General features: G+C 62.0%; 25 protein-coding genes, 1 other RNA gene and 1 riboswitch. Of the genes, 13 read left to right on the forward strand and 13 right to left on the reverse strand.

The window, feature by feature from the left end; genetic code table 11:
• Positions 1-81: 81 nt before the first annotated feature.
• Positions 82-1,542 (reverse strand): MocR-like pyridoxine biosynthesis transcription factor PdxR, encoded by a 1,461-nt coding sequence (gene pdxR / locus ACR0IR_RS13350; RefSeq protein ID WP_170364309.1) that lies wholly within the window; start codon positions 1,540-1,542, stop codon positions 82-84.
• 134 nt (positions 1,543-1,676) lie between these two features.
• Between pdxR and ACR0IR_RS13355 the strand changes: the two genes are divergently transcribed.
• Together ACR0IR_RS13355 and ACR0IR_RS13360 are read left to right on the forward strand one after the other, a co-directional pair.
• Complete coding sequence (locus ACR0IR_RS13355) at positions 1,677-1,985, forward strand: ArsR/SmtB family transcription factor (protein WP_093964304.1); 309 nt, start codon at positions 1,677-1,679, stop codon at positions 1,983-1,985.
• Positions 1,978-3,006 (forward strand): permease, encoded by a 1,029-nt coding sequence (locus ACR0IR_RS13360; protein WP_170364311.1) that lies wholly within the window; start codon positions 1,978-1,980, stop codon positions 3,004-3,006. Before ACR0IR_RS13355 ends, ACR0IR_RS13360 begins: the two co-directional genes overlap by 8 nt.
• Before the next feature lie 41 nt (positions 3,007-3,047).
• Here ACR0IR_RS13360 and ACR0IR_RS13365 read toward each other — a convergent pair whose 3' ends face one another.
• A complete protein-coding gene (locus ACR0IR_RS13365) occupies positions 3,048-3,437 on the reverse strand; it encodes a hypothetical protein (RefSeq protein ID WP_170364313.1) in 390 nt (129 codons plus the stop codon).
• A gap of 52 nt (positions 3,438-3,489) precedes the next feature.
• Positions 3,490-4,251, reverse strand: coding sequence for a DUF1013 domain-containing protein (locus ACR0IR_RS13370; protein ID WP_170364315.1), 762 nt, complete (start codon positions 4,249-4,251; stop codon positions 3,490-3,492).
• A 130-nt stretch (positions 4,252-4,381) separates the two neighbouring features.
• Here ACR0IR_RS13370 and ACR0IR_RS13375 point away from each other — a divergent pair, with 130 nt between their 5' ends.
• Positions 4,382-5,023, forward strand: coding sequence for a ribonuclease T2 family protein (locus tag ACR0IR_RS13375; RefSeq protein ID WP_170364984.1), 642 nt, complete (start codon positions 4,382-4,384; stop codon positions 5,021-5,023).
• On the opposite strand, the gene ACR0IR_RS13380 is transcribed toward ACR0IR_RS13375, so the two are convergent.
• Positions 5,020-5,508, reverse strand: a complete 489-nt coding sequence (locus ACR0IR_RS13380; protein ID WP_170341383.1) for a hypothetical protein — start codon at positions 5,506-5,508, stop codon at positions 5,020-5,022. The two genes, ACR0IR_RS13375 and ACR0IR_RS13380, sit on opposite strands and share 4 nt — an antisense overlap.
• 196 nt (positions 5,509-5,704) lie before the next feature.
• Between ACR0IR_RS13380 and ACR0IR_RS13385 the strand changes: the two genes are divergently transcribed.
• Positions 5,705-6,202 carry a lactoylglutathione lyase family protein gene (locus ACR0IR_RS13385; protein ID WP_480779126.1) on the forward strand — a complete coding sequence of 166 codons (498 nt, stop codon included), beginning with the start codon at positions 5,705-5,707 and terminating at the stop codon, positions 6,200-6,202.
• Between the two features lie 71 nt (positions 6,203-6,273).
• On the opposite strand, the gene recR is transcribed toward ACR0IR_RS13385, so the two are convergent.
• The 3 genes from recR to ACR0IR_RS13400 all read right to left on the reverse strand — a co-directional run bounded on the left by recR (position 6,274) and on the right by ACR0IR_RS13400 (position 9,099).
• Positions 6,274-6,867: a recombination mediator RecR gene (gene recR / locus ACR0IR_RS13390; protein ID WP_170341385.1), complete on the reverse strand. Its 594-nt coding sequence runs from the start codon at positions 6,865-6,867 to the stop codon at positions 6,274-6,276.
• Positions 6,868-6,913: 46 nt separating this feature from the next.
• Positions 6,914-7,258, reverse strand: coding sequence for a YbaB/EbfC family nucleoid-associated protein (locus tag ACR0IR_RS13395; protein WP_005980576.1), 345 nt, complete (start codon positions 7,256-7,258; stop codon positions 6,914-6,916).
• Between the two features lie 86 nt (positions 7,259-7,344).
• Positions 7,345-9,099, reverse strand: coding sequence for a DNA polymerase III subunit gamma/tau (locus ACR0IR_RS13400; protein WP_480779127.1), 1,755 nt, complete (start codon positions 9,097-9,099; stop codon positions 7,345-7,347).
• Between the two features lie 155 nt (positions 9,100-9,254).
• Between ACR0IR_RS13400 and ACR0IR_RS13405 the strand changes: the two genes are divergently transcribed.
• Positions 9,255-9,758 carry a protein-tyrosine phosphatase family protein gene (locus ACR0IR_RS13405; RefSeq protein ID WP_170364325.1) on the forward strand — a complete coding sequence of 168 codons (504 nt, stop codon included), beginning with the start codon at positions 9,255-9,257 and terminating at the stop codon, positions 9,756-9,758.
• Between the two features lie 3 nt (positions 9,759-9,761).
• Here ACR0IR_RS13405 and ACR0IR_RS13410 read toward each other — a convergent pair whose 3' ends face one another.
• Together ACR0IR_RS13410 and ACR0IR_RS13415 are read right to left on the reverse strand one after the other, a co-directional pair.
• The gene (locus ACR0IR_RS13410; protein ID WP_170364327.1) at positions 9,762-10,169 is read right to left on the reverse strand and encodes a hypothetical protein; all 408 of its coding nucleotides are present in this window, start codon (positions 10,167-10,169) and stop codon (positions 9,762-9,764) included.
• 86 nt (positions 10,170-10,255) lie between these two features.
• A riboswitch (cobalamin riboswitch) is annotated at positions 10,256-10,471 on the reverse strand.
• 30 nt (positions 10,472-10,501) lie between these two features.
• On the reverse strand, positions 10,502-11,035 hold the full coding sequence (locus ACR0IR_RS13415) for a TetR/AcrR family transcriptional regulator (RefSeq protein WP_367647675.1): 534 nt from the start codon (positions 11,033-11,035) through the stop codon (positions 10,502-10,504).
• Positions 11,036-11,158: 123 nt separating this feature from the next.
• Here ACR0IR_RS13415 and ACR0IR_RS13420 point away from each other — a divergent pair, with 123 nt between their 5' ends.
• Entirely contained in the window at positions 11,159-12,016 is an 858-nt protein-coding gene (locus ACR0IR_RS13420) for an alpha/beta hydrolase family protein (RefSeq protein ID WP_170364331.1), read from the forward strand.
• An 81-nt stretch (positions 12,017-12,097) separates the two neighbouring features.
• On the opposite strand, the gene ffs is transcribed toward ACR0IR_RS13420, so the two are convergent.
• Both ffs and ACR0IR_RS13430 read right to left on the reverse strand, forming a co-directional pair.
• Positions 12,098-12,196, reverse strand: an RNA gene (gene ffs / locus ACR0IR_RS13425) — signal recognition particle sRNA small type.
• A 39-nt stretch (positions 12,197-12,235) separates the two neighbouring features.
• Entirely contained in the window at positions 12,236-14,104 is a 1,869-nt protein-coding gene (locus ACR0IR_RS13430) for a 5'-nucleotidase C-terminal domain-containing protein (RefSeq protein WP_254441562.1), read from the reverse strand.
• A gap of 173 nt (positions 14,105-14,277) precedes the next feature.
• On the opposite strand from ACR0IR_RS13430, the gene nudC reads away from it, so the two are divergent.
• Entirely contained in the window at positions 14,278-15,261 is a 984-nt protein-coding gene (gene nudC / locus ACR0IR_RS13435) for an NAD(+) diphosphatase (protein ID WP_170364334.1), read from the forward strand.
• 38 nt (positions 15,262-15,299) lie between these two features.
• Entirely contained in the window at positions 15,300-15,767 is a 468-nt protein-coding gene (locus ACR0IR_RS13440) for an SRPBCC family protein (protein ID WP_170364336.1), read from the forward strand.
• 56 nt (positions 15,768-15,823) lie between these two features.
• Here ACR0IR_RS13440 and ACR0IR_RS13445 read toward each other — a convergent pair whose 3' ends face one another.
• Positions 15,824-16,657, reverse strand: coding sequence for a prephenate dehydratase (locus tag ACR0IR_RS13445; RefSeq protein WP_170364338.1), 834 nt, complete (start codon positions 16,655-16,657; stop codon positions 15,824-15,826).
• 119 nt (positions 16,658-16,776) lie between these two features.
• Here ACR0IR_RS13445 and ACR0IR_RS13450 point away from each other — a divergent pair, with 119 nt between their 5' ends.
• From ACR0IR_RS13450 to ACR0IR_RS13470, 5 genes are all read left to right on the forward strand, one after another.
• Positions 16,777-17,280, forward strand: coding sequence for a c-type cytochrome (locus ACR0IR_RS13450; protein WP_170341467.1), 504 nt, complete (start codon positions 16,777-16,779; stop codon positions 17,278-17,280).
• Between the two features lie 172 nt (positions 17,281-17,452).
• Positions 17,453-19,363, forward strand: a complete 1,911-nt coding sequence (locus ACR0IR_RS13455; protein ID WP_170364340.1) for an extracellular solute-binding protein — start codon at positions 17,453-17,455, stop codon at positions 19,361-19,363.
• Position 19,364: 1 nt separating this feature from the next.
• Complete coding sequence (locus ACR0IR_RS13460; protein WP_170341405.1) at positions 19,365-20,459, forward strand: microcin C ABC transporter permease YejB; 1,095 nt, start codon at positions 19,365-19,367, stop codon at positions 20,457-20,459.
• On the forward strand, positions 20,460-21,566 hold the full coding sequence (locus ACR0IR_RS13465; RefSeq protein ID WP_170364341.1) for an ABC transporter permease: 1,107 nt from the start codon (positions 20,460-20,462) through the stop codon (positions 21,564-21,566).
• Positions 21,563-23,140, forward strand: coding sequence for an ABC transporter ATP-binding protein (locus ACR0IR_RS13470; RefSeq protein WP_170364343.1), 1,578 nt, complete (start codon positions 21,563-21,565; stop codon positions 23,138-23,140). The genes ACR0IR_RS13465 and ACR0IR_RS13470 overlap by 4 nt, the downstream gene beginning before the upstream one ends.
• Here the strand turns inward: ACR0IR_RS13470 and ACR0IR_RS13475 are convergent.
• Positions 23,137-25,065, reverse strand: coding sequence for an elongation factor G (locus tag ACR0IR_RS13475; RefSeq protein ID WP_170364345.1), 1,929 nt, complete (start codon positions 25,063-25,065; stop codon positions 23,137-23,139). The two genes, ACR0IR_RS13470 and ACR0IR_RS13475, sit on opposite strands and share 4 nt — an antisense overlap.
• Positions 25,066-25,242: the final 177 nt, after the last annotated feature.

Raw genomic sequence — 25,242 nt, forward strand, 5'->3', positions numbered from 1 at the left:
CTTGGCTTGCCATTGGTTTTGGCGCAACGGGGGCATCTGGGTTAGGGCCAGACACGGCGCCGGAGTAGGTCCAGTGTGGCCTCAGCAGGCCCGGATTGCGGCCGCAACCCGCTCGATTCCCACAGGTATCCGGTCAGCCGAGATCGAGGAATACCCCAGGCGGTAATAGTTCCTGGGCCGATCCGGCCCCGAGAAGAACGCAGCACCGGGCTCGATATGAACACTCTGATTCTGCAGCGTTTTCGCCAGTTCGGCGGTGTCGACGTGGTCCGGTGCCTTCATCCACATCGACGATCCACCAAAGACACCGCGTCCGGCCACGGTCAACCCGTTCGCCTCGATCGCGTCCTCGATCGTCTTGCGCCGCTGCATCAGAGCCTTGGACATACGCCGTATCTGGGCGTCATAGTGCCCGAGCGACAGGAAATAGGCCGCCGTTCGCTGGATATGGCCGGGTGGGTGTCGGAAAACGAGCGACCGCAGCGCGCGGGCCTCGCGGATGAACGGTTCGGATCCGACCATGTACCCCAACCGCAATCCCGGGAACAAAGACTTGGAAAAGCTGCCCACGTAGACCACACGCCCGTCCTTGTCCAAGGACTTGAGCGCCGGGGACGGGGCACCCAAGAAGGCCATCTCGAACTCATAGTCATCTTCGACGATCATCGCGTCCAGTTCGCGGGCGCGTTTCAACAGGTCGTGACGCCGGGCGACGGGCATTGTCGCGGTTGTCGGGCATTGGTGGCTGGGCGTGGTGTAGATCACGTCGGTGCCGTCCGGGATGGACTCGGGCGGTAACCCATCCTTGTCCACCCGCAATGGTGTCATCGAGGCATCCGAGCAGCGCATAAGCTCGTGCAGAGCGTAGTAGCTGGGATCCTCGATCGCAGCCTTGCGCCCATGGCCCAGAAGAATGCGCGAGGTCAGCCAAAGGGCGTTCTGAGCGCCCAGCGTGATCAGAATTTCCTCGGGCCGAGCGGCGATACCGCGGCGGGGCAAGGTGTGGCGGGCAATGAACTCGATCAGCAACGGATCGTCCTGATCCACGTAGTCGCCGGTCAGCGAGTCGAAATCCTTGTGGCCAAGGGCCCGAACGGCGCAGAGGCGCCAGTTCGCATGATCAAACAGGGTGCGGTCGGCCTGGCCGTAGATGAACGGATAGCTATATTCTCGCCAATCCGGTGGCTTGGCCAGAAAATCACCCTCGGAAAAGCGGCGGGCCAGTGCGGCGTCCCAGTTGACGGTTTCTTCGCTGCGCTGAACCGGTGTGTATTTCGGTGGCACCGGCGCGTTCTGTGACACGTAGTACCCGGACCGGCCTTTGGCCGTCAGATAGTCATTTGCCAGCAACTCGGTATAGGCCAGCGTCACCGTGATGCGGCTGACACCCAGATGCGCGGCCAGTTTGCGCGACGACGGCAGTTTCTCACCGACATGAAAGCGGCCTGACAGGATGCCCTCGGCAATCATCTGCTGGATCTGCGCCTGCAGAGTGCCCTGACCGCCCGGTTTCAGAAAGAAGGTATCGACCGAAATTCCCATGCCTCGTTATATGTTGGACTTAAATACAGGGCAATCTGGACTTATTCGGGATCAACGGAAATTTATCGATGCGGTTGACTCGGGCTCTGCTTATCACTAAAAAACTAGAAATCTAGTTTAATGGAGATAACCAAATGTGGGAAAAAGCTGCTGCAGGGTTTTCCGCGATGGGGTCCGAGGCGCGATTGCAGGTGCTCAAGACCCTTGTACGGGCCGGACAGGCCGGTCTGACGGTCGGGGAAATCCAAAGCCGCACGGGGATGGCACCATCCACCCTTGCTCATCACCTGCGATTCTTGGCGGCGGGCGGCGTGGTCGAGCAGGAGAAATCCGGTCGGACCACAATCAACCGTGCATGTTTCGATGAATTGAGATCATTGGCGCAGTTCATCCTCAGCGAATGCTGCGCGGATGAATCCAGAAAGGTTGCCAACGATGGCTGAATTGACCCAATCCCCGAAGGCCGTTGGTCAAACCCTGTCCGGTCTGCTGAAGACACCCTGGGCCCTGATCGCGGCGATCCTTGTGCTTGTGGCCATTCTGGACCCGGGCAATTGGGTGAACGTCACGACTTTTGCAGCCAAGGCTCTGGTGCACACCGGTCAGTACATCCTGTTTGCAGTGCTGTTGCTGTCCTACCTCAAGGCCAGCGGGGCCGAGACTATGGTTGCCCGAGCCTTCGAGGGCCGTGAAACCCGGATGATCCTGCTGGCCGCTTTGTTCGGCGGGTTGGCTCCGTTCTGCTCTTGCGAGGTGATCCCGTTCATCGCAGGCCTGCTTGCATTGGGTGCGCCCTTGTCGGCGGTCATGGCCTTCTGGCTGAGCTCGCCGTTGATTGACCCGCCCACGCTTTTGATTACGGCGGGCGCCTTGGGCTGGCCATTTGCGATCGGCAAAGCCCTTGCCGCCGTGGCACTGGGATTGTTCGGCGGGTTCGCGGTGCGTTTTCTCATGCGTCAGGGTGCCTTTGCCCAACCTCTGCGCCACTATGAACCGGCCGGATGCTGTGGCTGCGGTCCGAAGAAAGACACGCTGCTTTGGCGCTTTTGGCAAGAGCCCGAACGCCGCGTCCGGTTCCGTCGGGAATTTGTGCAGAACGGCCTGTTCCTGCTGAAGTGGCTCGCTCTGGCCTATGTGCTCGAGGCGCTGCTGGTCAGCTATGTTCCGGCTGATCTGATCGCGCGGCTGGTTGGTGGCGACGGTGCCGTGCCGATCGTGATCGCCGCCTTTGTCGGGATGCCGGCCTACCTGAACTCGTATGTCGCGCCGCCGCTTCTGGCCGGCCTGATGGAGCAGGGGATGAGCGCAGGCGCGGCGATGTCCTTCATGATCGCCGGGGCCGTCAGTTCCATTCCGGCCATGGCGGCTGTCTGGTCTCTGGTCAAACCCCGTGTGTTCGCAGCCTATATCGGGCTTGGGATCAGCGGAGCTATTGCAGCCGGGATCCTGTTCCAGCTTCTGTAAGAAGAAAACCGCCCGGAGTATTCTCCGGGCGGTTCTGCATATCAGCTTGCGCCGCAGTTGCTTGGCAATTTGAACCGATAGCGTGGTTCGCCGCTGTCAACGAAAACCCGCTTTTCTACGCAGGCCGTGGTTCCGACACTGCGCGCGATCGGCGCCTCGGTCGCGGTGATTGAAGTTGCCGATCCGTCCGGCAATCGAACCGACGCGATGACCCCGTTCTTGAGATCACCATTGATTGGCGTAGCCGACAGTACGGGAACAGTCAGAAACGCTTCGTGTTCGTGTTTCCCATCGCCGCTGAACAGCAGCAGACCGGCAGCTACGGCAATAACGGCCACGCCGCCCAGAATGGCCAGTCCTTTGGTTTTTGCGAAAGCGTAGATCGAAACCGCCCGGTGCGGCCCGAAGATAGACGATAGAATATTCAGCATGGTCCAGTTCCAAAAAAAGGCCCCGGTCCATCGGACCGGGGCCAGCACAGTGTCAGTTGCGCAGATCGTCCTCGTCGTCTTCTTCGGCACCGCCCTTGGGCAGGTTGAAGAAGCTGTCGGCATCCACCACTGCTTCGTCTTCTTTTTCCTCGTCGCTGTCATCGGACAGCGAGAAGGTTTCCAGCCCCTCGATCGCCGTGGGGATCTTGGGAGCGGCATCCATTTCCAGCGACTGTTCGGTCGAGACCAGCTTGCGGCGCTCGTCATCGCTCATGACGCCACCTTCGGCGGCCTTCTTGGCGGCGGCTTTCTGGACGGCGGCATCCAGTTCGGACTGTTTGCAAAGACCCAGCGCGACCGGGTCGATCGGCTGCATGTTGGCGATGTTCCAGTGGGTGCGCTCGCGGATCGACTGGATCGTGGGCTTGGTGGTGCCAACCAGTTTGGCGATCTGGCCATCGGTCAGTTCCGGGTGGAACTTGACCAGCCACAGGATCGAGTTCGGGCGGTCCTGGCGCTTGGACAACGGCGTGTAGCGCGGACCGCGGCGCTTTTCCTCGCCGGCAGCGGCGGGGTTGAACTTGAGCTTCAGCTTGTGCAGCGGATCTTTCTCGGCCTTGTCGATCTCTTCCTGGGTCAGCTGGTTGTTGGCGATCGGGTCGAACCCTTTGACGCCTGCCGCCACATCGCCATCAGCGATGCCTTGCACTTCCAACTCGTGCATGCCCACGAAATCCGCGATCTGCTTGAAGCTGATCGTGGTATTGTCCACCAGCCAAACGGCGGTTGCCTTGGCCATCAGGGGTTTTGCCATCAGCCCGTCTCCTTTGAATACATCTGTCCCGTCGCCGGAATTCGGCGGCCCCGTGGTCTTGGGGCAGGTTTCCGTTGTCGGGGAACTTGGCCCGTATATAGTCGTGCAGATGCAAGAAGGGAAGAGGCGAATGCGCTGGGCGTTGTTGGGGCCGCTGGTGTGGATTTTGGGCGCGACGGCCGCGCTGGCCGATGGCGAGAAGTCGGGCGTGTTCGACTATTACGTCCTGTCGCTGAGCTGGTCGCCCAACTGGTGCGCCCGCGAAGGCGACGCGCGCGGATCCGACCAGTGCGATGCGCGCCACGATCACGGCTGGATCCTGCACGGATTGTGGCCGCAATATCACCAGGGCTGGCCGTCCTATTGCCCGACAGCCAAAGCACCGCCGTCCCGCGCGATGACCCGACAGATGGAAGATATTCAAGGCAGTTCGGGCCTGGCCTGGCACCAGTGGAAGAAACACGGCACCTGTTCGGGCCTGTCTGCGGTGGACTATTACGAGCTGTCCCGGCAGGCTTATGAGCGCATTACCCGACCGCCGGTGTTTCGCAAATTGGACAAAGCCGTGAAACTGCCGGCGCGCGTGGTCGAGGATGCCTTCCTCAGTGCCAATCCAAGGCTCGAGCCGGACATGATCACCGTCACTTGCAAGCACGGTTACATCGAAGAAGTGCGCATCTGTCTGTCACGTGATCTGGACCCGGTGCCCTGTGGGCGGGACGTGATCCGGGACTGCACCGCTTCGGATGCGTTGTTCGATCCGATTCGCTAGAGCTTCTTGTTCTGGCAGTCCCGCGCATAGTCCAATGCCTTGGCGGTGCCTTTCAGATCGATCGCCAAAACCCGCTCGCCCGCGGGGTTGTAGATCGTCATCGTCTTGTTCTGGGCGATGGCCGCAACAAAGTTCCGGTCGGTGAAGAACACGGTCGCACCGGGCACCCGATCCTGCTTGAACCCGATGGCTGTGGCGTCAAAGCTCTTGCCGTCCAGCTCGAACCGGATCGGATAGGATTTGCCGGGCTCGATGTTGCCCCACCCCTTGTGGAAAACGGTGAAATAGCCCCGATTGTCCAGAGCATCATAGCCCAGGCGCACCACGGACAGGTCCTGATACACCGTCTGGATCAGACAGCCGTTGCCCAGATTGGGGTCCATCATGATGTTCCAGCCTTCGACGAACCCCTTGTCGACCAGTTGCTGTGACCACGCGGAAGTGGCGGTGAAGGCGGCGAAGGTCAGGGCGAGAAGGCGTTTCATGGCGGGTTCCGATATCAAATGGGTCAGGCTAGGGCATAGTACACGGTGCGGGGTCGACGGAAAGATCATTCTAGGCCTCGGCAGCAGTGCATGATGATCTATGTGCATGGAACAACACGGCTTTGCCTTGTGGGGCGGGCGCTTGAAACAAGGACGTTGCAAAATACGTCTTGCCCAATAGACCAAGGAGCAAGCCATGCCTCAACATCCAAGAACATTCTCTCACATCGGGTTGTCCGTCCCGAACGTGGACAAAGCCGTGAAATTCTATTCCGAGGTTTTGGGATTTTACGTGATCATGCCGCCAACCCACGTAGTCGAGGATGACACGGACATCGGCGTGATGTGCACGGACGTGTTTGGCCCGAATTGGAAAAAACTGCGTATCGCGCATCTGGCGACCGCCGATCGTATCGGGATCGAGCTTTTTGAGTTTGATGGAAACTACGCGCCGGAAAACAACATCGACTTTCGCAGGAACGGGACGTTCCATTTCTGCGTCCAGGATCCTGATGTCGAAGGCTTGGTGGAAAAAATCGTGGCGGCCGGCGGGAAACAACGCATGCCTATCCGATACTACTACCCCGGCGAGAAACCCTACCGCATGGTCTATGTCGAGGATCCGTTCGGGATAGTCTTCGAGATCTACAGCCATTCCTATGAATTGACCTACTCGTCGGGTGCCTACACCTGACCGATGGGTAAAGTGGTACCTTGCAATCGGGGAGGGGCGAGAGCGTGCTGCTTGCAGGCAGCACGCGGCGGCTACAGTTCTTTCCGCGCCCGCAGCGCTGCGGTGATGGTCCCGTCATCCAGATAGTCCAACTCGCCCCCGATCGGCACGCCCTGCGCCAGCGAGGTCAGGCGGACCTGTCCTTCCAACTGATCTGCGATGTAATGGGCCGTGGTCTGGCCGTCGACGGTGGCGTTCAGGGCCAGGATTACTTCCGTGATGTTTTCGGCGGTCACCCGGTCGCGCAGCCGGGGGATCCGCAGGTCTTCCGGGCCGACGCCGTCCAGCGCCGAGAGCGTTCCGCCCAGCACGTGGTAGCGGCCCTTGAATACGCCCGCGCGTTCCATCGCCCACAGGTCGGCCACGTCTTCGACCACGCACAGCTCACCGGTGGCGCGGTCTTCGGAATTGCAGATGTCGCAAATGTCCGTCGTGCCCACGTTGCCGCAGTTCAGGCATTCGCGTGCGGTGGCGGCGACCTGCTGCATGGCGTCCGACAACGGCGTCAGCAGCAGGGCGCGTTTGCGGATCAGGTGCAGCACCGCCCGCCGGGCCGAGCGCGGTCCCAGCCCCGGCAGCTTGGCCATCAGATCGATCAGGGCGTCGATGTCACTGTTCGAACTCATGGCCTGTCCTGCGTGGCTTTGGCGGCGGGGGGTTGAGGGGCGAAGATCAGAACGGCAGCTTGATGTCCGCCGGGAGGCCCATGCTTTCGGTCAGCTTGGCCATTTCTTCCTGCGACCGCTCGGCGGCTTTGGTCTGCGCGTCCTTGATTGCGGCTAGGATCAGGTCCTCGACCACTTCCTTGTCGTCGCTGTTGAAGATCGAGGGGTCGATGTCCAGACCTTTCAGTTCGCCCTTGGCCGAGGCCGTGGCCTTGACCAGGCCCGCGCCGGATTCGCCGACGACCATGATGGTGTTCAGCTCTTCCTGCATCTGCGCCATCTTGGTCTGCAGTTCCTGCGCGGATTTCATCATCTTGGCCATGTCGCCCAGACCGCCGAGTCCTTTGAGCATCTGTGTGTCTCCTGTCATTCGATTTGCGGCCTAAATACGGGCCGTCTGCGTCCTTCACAAGGGCAGCGCGCCTTCTGCGCGGATGATCAGTCTTCCTCGAACGGGTCCCATTCGTCTTCGACCTCGGGCAGGGCTTCGGTTTCGACCTTGGCCGCGCGGTCCTCGGGTGTTTCAATCCGGGTGATGCGGGCCTTGGGGAACTGTGTCAGAACCGCCTGAACCAAAGGGTGTTCTTCGGCCTTGGCCTTCAGCGCCAGCTCGGCCGCGTCGCGCAGTTCGGCGATGGTGGGCGCGTCCCCGTCCGAGACGATCGAGACCGCCCAGCGATTGCCGGTCCAGCGCTGCAGCGCGGACCCGAGCCGCGCGGCCAGGTCGGTGGGCGCCTTTTCGGTGGGCGTGAACTCGATCCGGCCCGGCTGGTACGAGACAAGGCGGACGCCGTTCTCGACCTCGACCAGCAGCTTCACGTCACGGTTGGCGCGGATCAGCTCGACCACATGCTCGAACGTTGGATAACGCGCCAGCGCGGTCTGCACGTCCTGAGCCAACGCCGCCGTCGGCGCACCGCCCGCACCGCGCGGGGCAGGCGCATGGGCCGAGGCCGTCGCGGTCACGGGCGGGGCGCTGTTTCCGGCAACCGGGACACCGCCCCCCGGCCCGCCGGCGGGCGGCGGAGGGCTGTCCTGAAGGCGCTTGATCAACTCTTCCGGGCTAGGCAGGTCGGCCACATGGGTCAGGCGGATCACCGCCATTTCCGCGGCCATCATCGCGTTGGGCGCGGCCGAGACTTCCTCGAGCGCCTTCAGCAGCATCTGCCACATCCGGGTCAGCACCCGCATCGGCAACGCCTCGGCCATCTGCTGGCCGCGGGTGCGTTCATCGGGCGAGACGGTGGGATCTTCGGCTGCGTCGGGGGTGATCTTCACCACCGAGACCCAATGCGTGATTTCGGCCAGATCGCGCAACACCGCCAGCGGGTCGGCGCCCTCGGCATATTGCGCGCCCAGTTCGGTCAGGGCCCCGGCCGCATCGCCGCGCAGGATCATGTCCATCAGGTCCAGCACGCGGCCCCGGTCGGCCAGTCCCAGCATCGCGCGCACCTGATCGGCGGTGGTTTCGCCGGCACCATGGCTGATTGCCTGATCCAGCAGCGAGGTCGCATCCCGGGCCGAGCCTTCGGCGGCGCGGGTGATCAGTGCCAGCGCGTCATCCGAGATTTCCGCGCCCTCGGCGGTGGCGATCTTGCGCAGCAGGCCGATCATCACTTCGGGCTCGATCCGGCGCAGGTCGAACCGTTGGCAGCGCGACAGCACGGTGACCGGAACCTTGCGGATCTCGGTCGTGGCGAAGATGAATTTCACATGCTCGGGCGGTTCCTCCAGCGTTTTCAACAGCGCGTTGAAGGCGCTGGTCGACAGCATGTGGACTTCGTCGATGATGTAGATCTTGTACCGCGCGCTGGCGGCGCGATAGCGCACGCTGTCGATGATCTCTCGGATGTCGTTCACGCCGGTGCGGCTGGCGGCGTCCATTTCCAACACGTCCACATGGCGACCTTCCATGATGGCCACGCAATGCTCGCACTGGCCGCAGGGTTCGGTCGTTGGGCCGCCATTGCCGTCGGGTCCGATGCAGTTCATGCCCTTGGCGATGATCCGGGCCGTGGTCGTCTTGCCGGTGCCGCGGATGCCGGTCATGATGAAGGCCTGCGCGATCCGGTCCGCCTCGAACGCGTTTTTCAGCGTGCGCACCATGGCATCCTGACCGACCAGGTCGGCAAAGGTTTCCGGGCGGTATTTTCGGGCGAGAACCTGATAGGCGGGGCTGGACTGTGTGGTCATGTCTGCTCTGACGGATTCGTACTGACGATGCAGGGTAGAGTTCCCGGTGCCCCGCGTCCACAGCGCCGGTGCAGGTTTTTCGCTTTGGCGAGCGCGCGGTGTGAGGCATACTGCGCGGATCAAGTTCAATCAGCCAGTTTCGGGGGGAACGTCTGATGACAAATCTTGTGGTTCATGCATTGCAGGTGGGCGGCGGGACGCTGGCCCTGACCTCGGTTCCCGGCGGTGGCGGCGACTATGAGGGAGACCTGGACCTGATTTCAGCCTGGGCGCCGGGGCTGGTGATTTCGATGACAACCCTTGCCGAACTGGTTGCCGTGGGTGCGGGCGAATTGGGCTGTGACATCCATCGGCGCGCCTGTCGGTGGGCACATCTGCCGGTCGCCGACTTCTCGGCGCCGTCGACCGAGATATCCGGCCGATGGCCCGAAGTCAGCGCCGCCGCCCGCCATGCGCTGTCGGGCGGCGGGCGGGTACTGGTTCACTGCCGGGGCGGTTGTGGGCGGTCTGGCATGGTTGTTCTGCGCTTGATGATAGAAAGCGGCGAGCAGCCGGAACAGGCCCTGAAACGCCTGCGGGCCGTACGCCCCTGCGCGGTCGAGACTGATGCTCAGATGGACTGGGCCGTCGCCCCGGCGCGCGAGGCACTGGTGACCTGACCTTCAGGCGGTTGCGCGGTACTCGCGCTCGACCCTGACCACCGGCATGATCGCCGTGGCCTGCAGCATCGCACAGGGTCGATCGCCGATGACCTGTGCGGGCAGGGCGTCGCTCTGGTCGTCAAACAGCATGTCGGCGTAGGTATCAAGGCAGTCGGACGGGGTGTCGGCGGCCGCTCCGCAATACACGCGGATCCGTTCGGAACGTGCATCGAACCGCGCCGTGCAGCCATGTTCGCAGTGGGCCAGTTCGCTACTGCCTTCCACTTGGAAGTCGGGGGATGTCGCGGCCTGCGCCGTCGCCATTGCCTGCGCGATGGCCCGTGCTATGCGCGCCAGTGCCGGGCAGGTCTTTCCGGTGCGCTGGCAGATGGTTGCCGCGAATTCATGGGTGTCGGTCTTCCAAATCATGTTGCGCCCTCCGCGCGCTGAGCGGGGTGGATTTGGACAGACGCCGGTTTCAAGGCCAGACCCTGCCCGGACACCCCGTCCGAGTTTCGGTTTCACGTTTGATGGCAGGTCTCCTGACTTGCGGGTCTTTGCTTTGCCGACCTTCCCAACCTTGCGGTCAGTGGTATTTCGGCATCGCTCTCCGCCTACAGTTGCGGGGGCAGTCGCGGCCTTGGTCCGCTCCGGAGTTCCGGGTTGGACCGCACCGTGTTCCCTTTTCATCCCGGACCGAAACGGCACGGGAACCATCCCCTCATCGCTAGCGGTGTATCCGGGATCGAGTCAAGACGGTTTCAGCCCGGTTGCCGGAGTGTGTCCCAAGGGAACAGATCAGGCAGTCTGCGCAGCACATTCGAATCCCTGCGGGCACGGGCCAATTGCCAGCCGCCCTGCATTACGATGAACAGGGTGTCCGCAGCATTTTCGGGGTCGGAAACTCCGAACCGCGCGGCGTGATTTCGAACTTCGACGATCCAGCTTTCATACATACGGTCGGCATGTTCCCGAAACGCGCGGTTGTCGGGGCTTTCGAACAGGGTGGCGGCGATCGGGCAGGTCTCCCATTGGGCCGAGGTGTCGAACAGCTTCGCGATTTTGTGGCACAGGGTCGTGACCCCGTCGCGAAAATCCGCGGCGTCGTCGAATGCCGCAGCAATCATGCTCAACATCCCGTCCGAGGCCCAACTGGCCGCCGCCAGGGCCAGATCCGGCTTGCCCTTTGGAAAATGGTGATAAAGCGAACCCTTGGGGGCTTGCGCTTCGGCCAGCAATTCCGCCAGACCGACACCGTTATAGCCCGAGCGCTGGAACAGTCGGGCGGCAGTCACGATCAGGCGATCTTTGGTGTTTGGTGGACGTTGGGTCATGCAGGCCAAATATTGACAGGCCTAGACCAATTGGTCCAGACACAAAGTATTAGACCGATCGGTCCAGAGTGTTTGGAGGCAAAGATGTTGGATTCGCAGCACGCGGTTGACGTGGAAGACTTTCAGTTTCCGTCGGGCCAGACCCAGCTGGCGGCGCGGCTTTACACTCCGGCGGTCGAGCCGCAAACCGTTGTTGTGCTGAACGGCGCAACAGGAGTGCCACGTGACTACTATCAGCACTTTGCTCGCTGGCTGGCCGCCGAGCGCGGTATGGCTTGCCTGACATATGATTACCGGGATTTCGAGCATTCGCTGACCGGGCGGCTGAAAGACTCGAAGGCCACGATGGCGGACTGGGCGCTGATCGACATGCCCGCAGCGCGTGCCGAGATGCGCCGTCGATACCCGCAGGCAAAACTGTGGGTGATCGGGCATTCGGTCGGTGGAATGCTGGGTCCGCTGCAACCGGAAATCGAACAGATCGACCGGATGATCTGTGTGTGCGCAGGTTTGGTGACGGTGGCCGATCACCCGTGGCCCTACAAGGGCTTGGCGACTTTGTTCTGGTATGGCCACGTGCCACCTCTGGTGCGTCTTCTGGGGTACCTGCCGGGGAAACTTCTGGGATTCGGAGCCGATTTGCCGGCGGGCGTCTATTGGCAATGGCGCAAGTGGTGTACATCGCCCACCAGCTATCTGCCCGAATTGGGAGACACGCTTCCCCAGGCGGATTGGAGTCGGGCGAACGCCACGGCGGATATCATTGCGTTCGAGGATGACCAGACTGTGCCACCGCCCGCGGTCTGGCGGCTGTCTGAACTCTATGGTCCGACCGCCCGTCGGCACTTGTTGGAGCCCAAGGATTTCGGGCTGTCCGAAATCGGTCATATCGGCGCCTTCGCCCGGCGCAGCAGTGCCGTTTGGCCGCGATTGATCGCCTGACCCGCCCGCAAGCGCGGTTTTCAGGAACAACGACGAAATACAGAGGTTGGATTGACCGGGCCGAATACGTGGCGCGGCGTCAAGTGAGAGGTTGGACATCGACCCAAGCGGGGCTCGTTGTGGCTGCTTCCTTCCGGACCTGACCAGGTTGGCGAGGCGCTTGCCCGCGCCAACCTCTCGACCGACGATATAGGCATCACGCACCCGCTTGGCAACCCGTCACAAAGACAGGCGTACCCTAAGAAACCCGCGCGCGTCCTGCCCGTCGGTGGTGGCTGCAAAGTGGTCGAGCTCGTGCAGGTAGTTTGCAGCGCGTGGCCCGGTCTTCAGAATCACGGACCGGCCCGCCTGCGGAGCAAAGGAAAAGCTTTGGGCGGTGTTTTCCACCGGATCCGGACCCAATCGTCCCGCCAGGTAGTCGCGCAAGATTCCCTGGAGGCTCAGCGGCGGCACCGGGATCAGCCGGGCCGGGTCTGGGACGGGAAAGTTGCCGCCGCCATTGGCTCGGTAGCTGTTTGATGCAACGACGAATTGTTCATCCGGATCGACGGGGCGGCCCCGAAAGGCAAGATCGCGCAGGCGGGAATGGGACGTGTCGATCAACTGGCCGCCTAAATCATATCGCGCGGGCTGGGTCAGATCGAACCTGTAGGTCACCCCATGCAGCACGTCGAAATTGTGCCCGGTGCCCTCGGGGTCGATCAGAACCTGCTCGTCGCTGTTGCCAAGTTGAGAAAACTGGGCAGCCGACATCTCCAGCCACTCGGCGATCTGGCGGCCATCCAGCAGCATGGCGGCCAGTTGGTTTGGAAACACATGCAAGTCCGAGACATGCCTTACGGTGACATCGCCAGCCGGGACTTCGGTGTAATGCCGTGGTCCGGCCCGGCCTCCGAATTTCGAAGGTGCGGCTGCGGACAGAACAGGGAGGGTTTCAAAGGTCGTTCCGGCCAGAACCGGTCGCAGGGCTGCCGCCTGTGCTGCGGCGACCAAGTTCAGCCCCTGATCCACCCCGCAAAAGGTGAAATAGCTGTGCAGGGTACGATTGATCCGGCCCACCGGCTGGGCAGCGGCTTTGCGGGTCGCCTTATGGGCGGCGGCAAAAAGTTCGACCATCTCAGGGTCTTCAGGAACGACCCGAGCGCCGGTTTCAGCCCCGCCCGGGCAGATCGCGCGCAGATGCGCGCTGTGACCAGCAATTCTCACTTCTCCCGTGGCGTTCACGGCAAGCGTCAGGTCGATCACCCCCAAATGCGACCCCGCTGATCCGGGCATGACCAAGGGTCTGGCCAGCTGCGGGTTACCATCGCTTGGGTCGGGCAGTGTCAGGTGCGTGTGTCCGGCCACGATTGCATCAATACCGTCCAGAGCAGAAAGCTGTGCGACCACATTTTCCGACATCGGCGCGGCGTCGGGCTCGCCTAGGCCGGAATGTGCAAGAGCCACAATCAGGTCGCAGCCCTGACGACGCAAATTCTCGGCCATCCGGCGCGCCGTGGAGACGGCATCCTCGGCTACGACCTGGCTTTGCAATTGTAGTGCTTCCCACTTCACCGTCTGCGGCGGCAGGATCGAGAAAACGCCAATTCGGACAGCAATGCTTTGGCCGTTGACATGGACATGACGGGTCAGGATGGCCTGTTTCTGCCAGGGCGCGACCCCGGTCAGACACTGCATGTTGCTGCACAAAACCGGGCAAGGTGCCCGAGAAACGATTCGGCCCAGAGCCGGCAGACCAAAGCCGAAGTCGTGGTTCCCCAGCGCAATTGCGTCGTAGCCCAAGCGCCCAAAGGCGGACATCAAAGGGTGGGTCGTGTCGGTCTGTTCGGCCGCCCAATCACCCAGAAGTGTCCCCTGAAGGGAGTCGCCGTTGTCGAACAGCAGGACAGTTGCATTTGCCTCTTCCGCCTCTTGACGTGCAGAGCGGATCAAGCTGACGGTTCGGGTGAAGCCCACACTTGGTTCCGGCCGGTCTGCATAATAGTCGAAACTGCTCAGATTCATGTGCAGATCGGTCGTTGCAAGAATCCGGATGTGCGCGGTTTCCAAGTGGGGATGTGCCTGAAGCAGGGAGGATTTCAGAGCCAATTTTCTTCTTTTAGGTGCTGTTGTGCATACGTTTTCACTGAAAGGTAGAATACAGGCAATCGTCAGGGCTTCCATGCGTCCTTTGCGACAACGATGCTTTTTGCGAGTGTGAATTCCCATTGCACCAGTGCCCAAGTCGTGGCAGCCCTTGTGCAAATTCCAAAGGGACAGGCATGAAACGGGCGGAAAGCGTGACATTTGGCGGCTCTGGACTGGACCGGGCGGCGCAGATCCGTACCGATGCCAGAGCCTTGGAGGCAGCACGGTCCGATCCCACGGCGCGGTGCATCCTGATGTGGCGGGGCAAACCGCTGGTCATGGGCGAAGCGCTGGACCAGTTGGCCTTGGTTCCGATGGACCACGATCTGGTTGCGAACGGACCCGGCGGGGCGATTGACCAACCGATCTTGCTGGGCCGCAGTGAAGCGAGTGCGCCGCTGTTTGCCATGGACATTTCGATTTGGTCTGCCGACGGGTTGGACCTGTCGGGTGTTGGAGCTTTCGTGGACCGAACCGAACAGCAGCATCCGGGGCTGCCCGTGGGCCACGTGTTCGCCGAGCTTCGTCGGATCATGACCCGGCTGTCGGCCCGGGACGCCGAATTGGCAGCCACCGCCAAAGCCGTGATCGGCTGGCACGAGACGCACAGGTTTTGCGCGCGCTGCGGCAACCCGACCAACATTTCACAGGCGGGGTGGCAACGGCTGTGCCCGGCCTGTGGCGGTCAGCACTTTCCACGCACCGATCCGGTGGTGATCATGTTGGTCACGCATGGCGATTCCGTCCTGATGGGCAGATCTCCGGGGTGGCCCGACGGCATGTATTCACTGCTGGCCGGTTTCGTCGAGCCGGGCGAAACCCTCGAGGCCGCCGTGCGGCGCGAGGTCATGGAGGAGGCCGGCGTTCCGGTCGGACCCGTCAGCTATCTGGCAAGTCAACCCTGGCCATTTCCGTCGTCGCTGATGTTCGGGTGTGCAGCGCAGGCGCTGTCCCGCGAGATCACAATCGACCCGGTCGAGATCGAGGACGCGATGTGGGTCACCAAGTCCGAGATGATGCAGGCTTTTGCGGGCGAGCACCCCAAGCTTCTGCCGGCGCGAAAGGGGGCAATCGCGCATTTTCTTTTGCGTAACTGGCTTGCAGATACGCTGGACTGACGAAACACTGACACCCTGACTGAGCAGAAAAGGCCGACATGCAGGTTTCAGCACGCGAAGATATCCAGGCGCCGATCGATGCGGTGTTCGACATGGTCGCGGACTTCGAACGGTTCGAGCGCATGGCGATGCGCCGCGGTGTCGAGGTTCGACGCACTGTCGAGATGCCGGGCCACTGGGTCGGGTCGTGCTGGGAAGCCGATATCATGATCCGTGGCAAGCCCCGCCACGTCGCGATCGAGGTGGCCGAGTTCGATCGCCCCACAGTCATGCGGTTTCGATCGACCAGCAGGGGCATGAACGGCCTGACCACGATTGATCTTCTGTCGCTGTCGCAAAAGCAGACGCGGCTGAGCATCGAGATGTCACTGGCTGCCAAGACCTTGCCTGCGCGTCTGCTTCTGCAGTCGTTGAAGCTGGGCAAGGCCAGATTCCGGCGCCAGTTCCAGATGCGACTGAGCGATTTTGCGCGCGAAATGGAAGAACGCTATCTGCACGGGGCTTGAGAGCCGGCGTTTGACTGGCGGTGAACAGTCCCCAGCTGCTTGCGCGTGGGAGCAGACTAACCGCGTGGTCGAGCAGCGGGGTACACGCCCAGCACTTCCACATTCGTGGTGAAATGCTGCAGTTCATCCATCGCGAGTTGCACGTTGCGGTCCTCCGGGTGGCCGACGATGTCGGCGTAGAACTGAGTCGCCGTGAACGAGCCATCAACCATGTAGCTTTCCAGCTTGGTCATGTTGATGCCGTTGGTGGCAAAACCGCCCATGGCCTTGTACAGCGCCGCCGGAATGTTCCGGACCTGGAACACGAAGCTGGTGATCATCCCGTGCTCGCCACGGCGGCGGCGGTCGTCCTCGCGCGACATCACCAGAAAGCGGGTCGTGTTGTCGTCGCTGTCTTCGATGTGGCGCGCCAGCAGTTCTAGGCCATAGATTTCGCCAGCCAGTTCGCTGGCCAGGGCCGCCGAATGTTTCTCACCCGCTTCCGAGACCTCGCGCGCCGCGCGGGCGTTGTCAGGGCTGACGCGCCCGCGGATGCCGTGGGCCTTCAGGAAGTTTGCGCATTGCGGCAACAGCACCAGATGCGAATGGGCTTCGGTGATATCTTCGAGTCTTGCGCCCGGCACGCCCAGCAAGTTGATGTGAACCCGCACGAAGGCCTCGTCCACGATGTGCAGCCCGCTGTGCGGAAGAAGGCGGTGGATATCGGCCACTCGTCCATAGGTGCTGTTCTCGACCGGCAGCATGGCCAGATCGGCCTCGCCCGAGCGCACCGATTCGATCACGTCCTCGAATGTTCGGCAGGGTAGCGCCTCCATATCCGGACGCGCATTGCGACAGGCTTCGTGACTGTAGGCGCCGGGTTCCCCCTGAAAGGCGATGCGTTTGGTCATTTGGTCGATTCCGTGCAACAAGTTCCAGAATTGGGCGTTTCGTCGCGGTGTCTATACCTTGCCTCTTGCAAGGGGAAGCCTTAGACACCCCGAAGACAGCTGAAATGGACTCGCGATCAATGTTCGACACGATGACAGTTACCAAGGCCGCAGCCGGCCTGTTCGGTGCCTTCCTTGTACTCCTCCTGGCAAAATGGGGGGGCGATGTTCTCTACCATGTCGGCGGGCACGGCGAAGCCGCCTATGTTATTGAAACCGAAAGCTCGGGCGAAAGCGCTGACGGCGAAGAGGTGGTCTTTGCCGATCTGCTGGCCGCAGCTGACCCGGAAAAGGGCGCGAAGGTTTTCCGCAAATGTTCGGCTTGCCACAAGCTGGAAGAAGGCGCCAATGGCACCGGTCCCTACCTGTATGGCGTCGTGGACCGCCCTGTGGCGGCGGCTGCGGGCTTCGGCTACTCGGCGGCGATGCAGTCGCATGGCGGCAACTGGACCCCGGAAGAGCTGGATGCGTTCATTGCAAACCCCAAAGGCTATATCCAAGGCACTTCGATGAGCTTTGCCGGTCTCAAAAAGGCTCAGGAACGCGCAGACCTGATCGCGTACCTACAGACGATTGGCGGCTGATCTGCCCACCCAGACACCGAAAAGCGAAAGCCGCTGCCATGTGCAGCGGCTTTTTTTGTCTGAGCAAAACTTCACAAAGCGCTCACGCATTCTAAACTTGCAAGTGTCAGTGCTGGGCTTTTAGCTTGCCCACAAGGACATGGACAGAAGACAACATCGAAGGATGACCCGTATGATTTCCCATCTGCCTGGCGCGCGCGAACAAGGTTTTCGTCATTGGGTCGCGGCATTGGGCATTTCGGCGGCGTTGGTTCTGGGGCAGGCGGGGCCAGCCCGGGCCGACGAGGACCAGATCATTCGCAGCCATGGCTACTCGTACTTCGGCAATCTCGACTACCCCGCCGACTACACGTACCTGAACTATGCCAACCCGGATGCGCCCAAGGGCGGCGAACTGTCATTGGCCGCATCGGGCACGTTTGATTCCCTGAATCCATATTCACGCAAAGGTCGCCCCGGAGCGTTGACGACACTGCAATACGATCGGCTGATGGACAGCACCGATGACAGTGTCGGTCAGTACTACGGCGTTTTGGCCGAGAGCCTGGAGTATGACGCCGACCGCAACTGGGTCATTTTCCACCTGCGCCCCGAAGCGACGTTCTGGGATGGCACGCCCGTCACCGCCGAGGATGTGGTCTACAGCCACCGACTGTTCATCGAACAGGGCCTGCCGTCATATGCACAGGCCGTCGGGCGGATGGTGACCGGCGCCGAGGCGCTGGATACGCACACGGTCAAGTTCACGTTCAATCCCGAATTGACGGCCCGCAGCCGGATCGAAACCGTCGGCGCGACGCCCGTATTCTCGAAAGCGTGGTTCGAGGCAGACCCGTCCCGCCGTCTCGACGAGCCGCGCCTGGAAGTCGCCGTTGGATCTGGGCCGTACAAATTGGACAGCTACGATATCAACCGGCGCATCGTCTACAAACGCCGGGACGACTACTGGGGCAAGGACTTGCCGTTCAACAAGGGCCGGCACAACTACGATACCATCCGAGTCGAGTATTTCGCGGACCAGACAGCCGCCTTTGAAGGCTTCAAGGCAGGCGAATACACGCTGCGGATCGAAAGCGACCCCAAACTGTGGGCGACCGGGTATGACTTCCCCAAGTTGAAAGAGGGCTACGTCGTCAAGGACGCGATAGCGAATGGCAGCCCGCCGACCCCGTCGGGCTTTGTGTTCAACCTCGCGCGTCCGCAATTTGCGGACAAGAATGTTCGAAAAGCACTGGCGCTGGCATTCAACTTTGAATGGGCCAATGAGTCTCTGCTGTTCGGGCTGAACTCGTCCCGCGATTCGTTCATCGAAGGCACGCCGCTTGAAGCGATGGATACACCGCAGGGGGCAGAGCTGGCATTTCTGCAAGCTTTGGGTGACGTGGTTCCACCCGAACTGTTGTCCGAACCGGTGACGACCGTTCACGAGTCCAACCCGGCGCGCCTGAACGATCGGCGCAACCTGCGCAAAGCCTCGAAACTGTTGGACGAAGCCGGATGGCCTGTGGGCGACGGCAACTTGCGCCGCAATGCTCAGGGTCAGACCCTTCGGGTGAACATCCCCTATCCGTCCAACCTGCCGACATCGACGGCCACGATGATCGAGACCTTTGTCCAAAACCTCCAGGCGCTGGGCGTGGATGCGTCGGCCGAAAAAGTCGACCCAGCGCAGTACACCCTGCGCAGCCGCGAGCGTGACTATGACATGGTTTATTCGACACGCTATGGCGCGTTCCTGTCCACTGGCGGTGGCCTCAGTCAGATGTATGGCTCGAAAGAGGCCGAGTTCAGCCTGTTCAACCCGGCAGGCCTTGCCAGCCCGTTGGTGGACGCCATCATCGAAGCGTCTTTCGCGACCAACAATCAAACTGATCAGGACGCAGCGCTTATGGCCTTGGATCGCGCCTTGCGCTATGAGTTCTTCATCATACCGGATGGGTATATCGCGGAATACTGGACAGCCTACTACAACATGTACGAATACCCCGATCAGTTGCCGCCCTATGCGCTGGGATACCTTGATCTGTGGTGGATCAATCCCGAGAAGGAAGCGGCCCTGAAAGCAGAAGGCGCGCTGCGTTAACATGGGCGCATATATTCTTCGACGCCTGTTGCTGGTCATTCCGACCCTTCTGGGCATCATGATCGTCAACTTCACGCTGGTGCAGTTCGTGCCCGGCGGTCCGGTCGAGCAGATCATCGCCCAGATCGAAGGGCAGGGCGATGTATTCGCGGGTTTTGCGGGGTCCGGTGACGCGGGTGCCGGGGCCGAACCCGGCGGTGGCGTTTTCGATGACAAATACGTGGGCGCCCGCGGCCTACCGCCGGAATTCATCGCCGAACTGGAGAAAGAATTCGGCTTCGACAAACCGCCGGTCGAGCGGTTCCTGAACATGATGGGCAACTATCTGACGCTGGATTTTGGCGAAAGCTACTTCCGCTCGGTCTCGGTGATCGACCTGGTGCTCGAGAAGATGCCGGTCTCGATCTCGCTGGGCCTGTGGTCGACGCTGATCGCCTATCTGGTCTCGATCCCGCTGGGCATCCGCAAGGCGGTCAAGGATGGTTCACGCTTTGACACATGGACCAGCGCGACCATCATCGTGGCCTATGCGATCCCCGGCTTCCTGTTTGCGATCCTGCTGCTGGTGCTGTTTGCGGGCGGCTCCTACTGGCAGATCTTCCCGCTGCGCGGGCTGACCTCGGACAATTGGGAGGACCTCAGCCTGCTGGGCAAAGTGGCCGACTACTTCTGGCACATCGCCCTGCCGACCATCGCACTTACGATTTCCGCGTTTGCCACGCTGACGCTACTGACCAAGAATTCGTTTCTGGACGAGATCAAAAAGCAATACGTCATGACCGCCCGCGCCAAGGGGCTGAGCGAGCAGCGCGTTTTGTACGGCCACGTATTCCGCAACGCGATGCTGATCGTGATCGCCGGCTTCCCGGCGGTGTTCATCGGCGTGTTCTTCGGCGGGTCGATCATCATCGAGACGATCTTCTCGCTGGATGGCCTCGGTCGTCTGGGCTTTGAGGCCGCAGTGGCGCGCGATTATCCGGTGATCTTCGGGACGCTGTTCATTTTCGGTCTGCTCGGTCTGGTCGTCGGCATCATCAGCGACCTGATGTATGTGCTGGTCGATCCGCGCATCGATTTCGAGAAACGCGAGGGGTAAATGGCACTTTCTCCTCTGAACCAACGTCGCTGGCGCAATTTCTGCCGCAACCGCCGGGCCTTCTGGTCGCTGATCATCTTTTCGGTGCTGTTCGGTCTGTCGCTGTTCGCGGAATTCATCGCCAATGACAAACCGATCCTTGTGAAGTATCGGGGCGAGTTCTATACGCCCATCTTCAACTTCTACGCCGAGACCGAGTTCGGCGGCGACTTCCAGACCGAGGCGATCTACCGCGACCCCGAGGTCCGTTGCCTGATCGACAGCGGCGGGCTGGATGACTGTTTCGATGACCCCGAAGGCATCATCGAGCAAATCAAGGCGGGAACGTTCCAAGCCGAGGGTTTCGAGCGTGGCTGGGCCATCTGGCCGCCGATCCCCTATTCCTACAACACCAGCGTCGACCGTCCCGGAGCCGCGCCGCTGCCGCCCAACGGGCAGAACCTGCTGGGCACCGATGACACCAAGCGCGACGTGCTGGCGCGTGTCATCTATGGCTTCCGCCTGTCGATCCTGTTCACCCTGATCGTCACCGGCGCGGCCAGCCTGATCGGCATATTCGCCGGCGCGTTGCAGGGCTTTTTCGGCGGCTGGCTGGACCTGATCTTCCAACGCATCATCGAGATCTGGTCATCCACCCCGTCGCTTTACGTCATCATCATCATGTTCGCGGTGCTGGGGCGCAGCTTCTGGCTGCTGGTGATCCTGATGGTGCTGTTTTCCTGGACAGGCCTGGTGGGCGTAGTGCGGGCCGAGTTCCTGCGCGCCCGCAACCTGGAATATGTGCGCGCGGCCAAGGCGCTGGGCGTAGGCAACCTGACCATCATGTTCCGCCACATGCTGCCCAACGCGATGGTGGCCACGCTGACCTTCATGCCGTTCATCGTGACCGGCACGATCGGCGGGCTGGCCAGCCTCGATTTCCTGGGCTTTGGCCTGCCGTCCTCGGCGCCATCGCTGGGTGAACTGACCCTTCAGGCCAAGCAGAACCTGCAGGCGCCGTGGCTGGCCTTCACCGCCTTTTTCACCTTTGCCATCATGCTGTCGCTGCTGGTCTTCATCTTCGAAGGCGTGCGTGACGCGTTCGACCCGCGAAAGACCTTCTCATGAGCTTGCTGGATGTCAAAAACCTGAAGGTCTCGTTCCGTCAGGACGGGCAGGTGACCACGGCGGTTCGGGGCGTGTCCTTCCATGTCGATCGCGGGGAAACCGTGGCGCTGGTAGGCGAATCCGGGTCGGGCAAATCGGTCACGGCTCTGTCCACCGTGTCGCTGCTGGGCGACAGCGCGATCGTCGAAGGGTCGGTCACCTATGACGGGCAGGAGATGATTGGCGCATCCGAGCAGCGCCTGATGGAGGTGCGCGGCAACGACATCAGCTTCATCTTCCAGGAGCCGATGACCTCGCTGAACCCGCTGCACACGATCCAGAAGCAGATGGCGGAATCGCTGGCCCTGCACCAGGGTCTGACGGGCGACGCGGCGCGCGCCCGGATCGTCGAATTGTTGAACAAGGTCGGTATCCGCGACCCCGAGGAACGGCTGGACGCCTATCCCCATCAGCTGTCCGGCGGACAGCGGCAGCGGGTGATGATCGCCATGGCGCTGGCCAACAAGCCCGACATCCTGATCGCGGACGAGCCGACCACTGCGCTGGACGTGACAATTCAGGCGCAGATCCTCGAACTGCTGGCCGAACTGCAGAAATCGGAAAACATGGGGATGCTGTTCATCACCCATGATCTGGGCATCGTGCGACGCATCGCCGACCGGGTCTGCGTGATGAAGGATGGCGAGATCGTCGAGACCGGCCCCGTGGCCGATATCTTCGACAACCCTCAGCACCCCTATACCCGCAAGCTGCTGGCAGCCGAACCCACGGGCATACCCGACCCGATCGACCCCGCGGCCGAAGAAGTAGCCCGGACCGAGCATCTGAAGGTCTGGTTTCCGATCCAGCGCGGGTTTCTGAAGCGCACGGTCGGCTATGTGAAGGCGGTGAACGACGCCACACTCAGCGTGCGGGCGGGCGAAACCGTTGGGATCGTGGGCGAAAGCGGCTCGGGCAAGACCACGCTGGCGCTGGCGATCATGCGGCTGATCGCCTCCGAGGGCGCGATCACCTTCCGCGGACAGGATGTGCGCCGCTGGTCCACGCGTGAACTGCGCCGCCTGCGCAAGGACATGCAGATCGTGTTTCAGGACCCGTTCGGCAGCCTCAGTCCGCGGATGACCTGCCAGCAGATCATTGCCGAGGGTCTGGCGATCCACAAGGTCGACCCGCACCGGGCCCCGCGTGAACTGGTGGCCGAGGTGATGACCGAGGTTGGCCTGGACCCGGCGGCGATGGACCGCTACCCGCACGAATTCTCGGGCGGGCAACGCCAGCGCATCGCGATTGCCCGCGCCATGGTGCTGCGGCCCAAGCTGCTGGTGCTGGATGAGCCCACCAGTGCGCTGGACATGACGGTGCAGGTGCAGATCGTCGAATTGCTGCGCGACCTGCAGAAGAAATACGGGCTGGCCTACCTGTTCATCAGCCACGACCTGAAGGTGGTGCGGGCGATGTCACACAAGGTGATCGTCATGCGCAACGGAGACGTGGTCGAGATGGGCGCTGCCGAAGATCTTTTCGTCAACGCCCAGGATGACTATACCCGCGAACTGATCGCTGCGGCAGGCTAGGCGTTGGCCGCTTCGCGCGCCGCCGATTTCGGCACCGGGCCGCGCAGCTCTTCATAGTGGTCGAACTGCAGCTTGACCCAGCCGGTGCCGCGTGTGGCGCTGGCCAGTGTGCGGTGTAGTTCGTCCTCGGCCACGGCGGGCAGTTGGGCGTTGAATATCTCCCAGCCCGGCGCGTTCGGGTTGCCCTCGAACCCCAGTACCTGCCCCTGAAGCGAGCTGATCGTGGGCACCAGATCGCCCACGAAGGCCGACGGAACATGGATCTCGGCGTTCAGGATCGGCTCCAAAACAACCGGCTTGGCCTGTGGCAAGGCTTCGCGCACGGCGTTCTTGCCTGCCGTCCGGAAGGCAAAATCGGAACTGTCTACGTTGTGATGCTTGCCGTCATGCAGGGTGACCTTCACATCCACCACCGGAAAGCCCTCGGGGCCCTGCGCCAATGCATCGACCGCGCCTTGTTCGACCGAGGGGATATAGTTCTTGGGCACGGCGCCGCCCTTGACCACCTCGTCGAATTGAAATCCCGATCCGCGCGGCAGCGGCGCGACTGAGATCACCACATCGGCGAACTGCCCCGCTCCGCCGGATTGCTTGCGGTGGCGGTGTCGGTGTTCGACCGTGGCGCGGATGGTCTCGCGATACGCGGTCTCGACCGGAGAGGTTTCGATCTCGATCCCGAAATCCTCGGCCAGCTTGGCGACCACCCGCCGCATGTGCTGCGGCCCTTGGGAGCCGAGAACGGCGTGGCCGCTCAGCTCGTCCTGTTCCAGCGTCAGGCCCGGGTCGATCTCGACCAGCCGGGACAGCGCGTTGGACAGGCGCACGTCGTCGCGTTCATGGGCCGGCGACACCACCTGCCGATAGGCGACCGGATGCGCCGTGGCCCAATCCGGCAGCGGCGTGGAGCCGCTGCTGTCATAGATATTGCCGGGGTTGAGGTGATCGGATTTCACCGCCAGCCCGATCTCGCCGGCCTTCAGCCCGTCGATTTGGGTCTTTGCGTCCAGCGCGGTCAGGTTGCCAACAGTTTCGCCGCCCAGCGGGTCATGCGCCTTGATCCCCTCGCCCAGCCCCCGTAGGACGATGATTTTGCCAATGTGCTTTTTGACGTCGGCGAACCCGGCGATGGCGCGGGCGGCCTCGGGCGCCGCGTCCCGGTCGGCGGCGATGTCGAATTCGGGCGCCTCGTGCCGCAGGGCCTTCATCAGGCGGGTCAGCCCGTTGCCATGGCTGGCTGCGCCCAGACAGGCCGGGATCAACTGATGGTTCTGCAGGACCTGCGCGGCCAGGTCATAGACCTCGGCGCTGGGCGGTTGCTTGTCCTCGATCAGCTGCTCAAGCAGGTGGTCGTCGAAATCCGACAAGGTTTCGAGCAGTTCGGTGCGGGCTTCGGCCTCGCGATCGGCCACCGATTGCGGCAGTTCGATCAGCGCCGAGGGCTGACCTTCCTGATATTTCCACGCGCGCTCCGAGATCAGGTCGACGGCGCCGACGATGGTTTCGCCTTCACGGATCGGCACCTGTCGTAGGGTGATGTGATGGCTGCAATAGGTCTGCAGCGCGGCGATGATGTCGCGGATGCGGCCGTTGGGGTTGTCCATCCGGTTGATGAACAGAAAGCAGGGAATGCCCGCCTCCTCAACCAGCCGCAGATAGGGGGCACACAGAACCGCCGCGTCCGGGTCCGGCGGGACCACCACCACGGCCGCGTCGGAAATGGCCATGGCGGGTCCGGCATAGGCCAGCGCATCGCCCCCGCCATCCACGTCGATCGCACACCATGGTTCGTCCAGATAAGAAAAACCGTGCAGATGCACGGTTCCGGACAGGTCGAATGTGGTGGGCCGGCCATCAAGGCGACTGATGGCCTCGACCAGGGTTGTCTTGCCCGATTGGCTGGGGCCGAGGACGGTAAAAACGCGCATGGGTGCTGTCCTTTCGTCAAGTTGCAGAGTGGTTGCACGAAAGGAGCTGTCGAACGCGGATGCGCCGGCGAGTCTGTCTGAATGATGGCCTGCCTCGGCGTCGGGCGGCCCGCCGCCCGCCTTCCGAGTGTGGGGAAAACCCACCGCGCGCGTCAACCCCCCGCTTTTTTGCATTGT

Source organism: Ruegeria sp. CF2 (assembly GCF_056537385.1).

What these genes read in the sequence shown, in the direction of transcription:
- pdxR (WP_170364309.1), bottom strand. Translation starts at nt 1,542, where the DNA reads ATGGGAATTTCGGTCGATACCTTCTTTCTGAAACCGGGCGGTCAGGGC.
- ACR0IR_RS13355 (WP_093964304.1), top strand. Translation starts at nt 1,677, where the DNA reads ATGTGGGAAAAAGCTGCTGCAGGGTTTTCCGCGATGGGGTCCGAGGCG.
- ACR0IR_RS13360 (WP_170364311.1), top strand. Translation starts at nt 1,978, where the DNA reads ATGGCTGAATTGACCCAATCCCCGAAGGCCGTTGGTCAAACCCTGTCC.
- ACR0IR_RS13365 (WP_170364313.1), bottom strand. Translation starts at nt 3,437, where the DNA reads ATGCTGAATATTCTATCGTCTATCTTCGGGCCGCACCGGGCGGTTTCG.
- ACR0IR_RS13370 (WP_170364315.1), bottom strand. Translation starts at nt 4,251, where the DNA reads ATGGCAAAACCCCTGATGGCCAAGGCAACCGCCGTTTGGCTGGTGGAC.
- ACR0IR_RS13375 (WP_170364984.1), top strand. Translation starts at nt 4,382, where the DNA reads ATGCGCTGGGCGTTGTTGGGGCCGCTGGTGTGGATTTTGGGCGCGACG.
- ACR0IR_RS13380 (WP_170341383.1), bottom strand. Translation starts at nt 5,508, where the DNA reads ATGAAACGCCTTCTCGCCCTGACCTTCGCCGCCTTCACCGCCACTTCC.
- ACR0IR_RS13385 (WP_480779126.1), top strand. Translation starts at nt 5,705, where the DNA reads ATGCCTCAACATCCAAGAACATTCTCTCACATCGGGTTGTCCGTCCCG.
- recR (WP_170341385.1), bottom strand. Translation starts at nt 6,867, where the DNA reads ATGAGTTCGAACAGTGACATCGACGCCCTGATCGATCTGATGGCCAAG.
- ACR0IR_RS13395 (WP_005980576.1), bottom strand. Translation starts at nt 7,258, where the DNA reads ATGCTCAAAGGACTCGGCGGTCTGGGCGACATGGCCAAGATGATGAAA.
- ACR0IR_RS13400 (WP_480779127.1), bottom strand. Translation starts at nt 9,099, where the DNA reads ATGACCACACAGTCCAGCCCCGCCTATCAGGTTCTCGCCCGAAAATAC.
- ACR0IR_RS13405 (WP_170364325.1), top strand. Translation starts at nt 9,255, where the DNA reads ATGACAAATCTTGTGGTTCATGCATTGCAGGTGGGCGGCGGGACGCTG.
- ACR0IR_RS13410 (WP_170364327.1), bottom strand. Translation starts at nt 10,169, where the DNA reads ATGATTTGGAAGACCGACACCCATGAATTCGCGGCAACCATCTGCCAG.
- ACR0IR_RS13420 (WP_170364331.1), top strand. Translation starts at nt 11,159, where the DNA reads ATGTTGGATTCGCAGCACGCGGTTGACGTGGAAGACTTTCAGTTTCCG.
- nudC (WP_170364334.1), top strand. Translation starts at nt 14,278, where the DNA reads ATGAAACGGGCGGAAAGCGTGACATTTGGCGGCTCTGGACTGGACCGG.
- ACR0IR_RS13440 (WP_170364336.1), top strand. Translation starts at nt 15,300, where the DNA reads ATGCAGGTTTCAGCACGCGAAGATATCCAGGCGCCGATCGATGCGGTG.
- ACR0IR_RS13445 (WP_170364338.1), bottom strand. Translation starts at nt 16,657, where the DNA reads ATGACCAAACGCATCGCCTTTCAGGGGGAACCCGGCGCCTACAGTCAC.
- ACR0IR_RS13450 (WP_170341467.1), top strand. Translation starts at nt 16,777, where the DNA reads ATGTTCGACACGATGACAGTTACCAAGGCCGCAGCCGGCCTGTTCGGT.
- ACR0IR_RS13455 (WP_170364340.1), top strand. Translation starts at nt 17,453, where the DNA reads ATGATTTCCCATCTGCCTGGCGCGCGCGAACAAGGTTTTCGTCATTGG.
- ACR0IR_RS13460 (WP_170341405.1), top strand. Translation starts at nt 19,365, where the DNA reads ATGGGCGCATATATTCTTCGACGCCTGTTGCTGGTCATTCCGACCCTT.
- ACR0IR_RS13465 (WP_170364341.1), top strand. Translation starts at nt 20,460, where the DNA reads ATGGCACTTTCTCCTCTGAACCAACGTCGCTGGCGCAATTTCTGCCGC.
- ACR0IR_RS13470 (WP_170364343.1), top strand. Translation starts at nt 21,563, where the DNA reads ATGAGCTTGCTGGATGTCAAAAACCTGAAGGTCTCGTTCCGTCAGGAC.
- ACR0IR_RS13475 (WP_170364345.1), bottom strand. Translation starts at nt 25,065, where the DNA reads ATGCGCGTTTTTACCGTCCTCGGCCCCAGCCAATCGGGCAAGACAACC.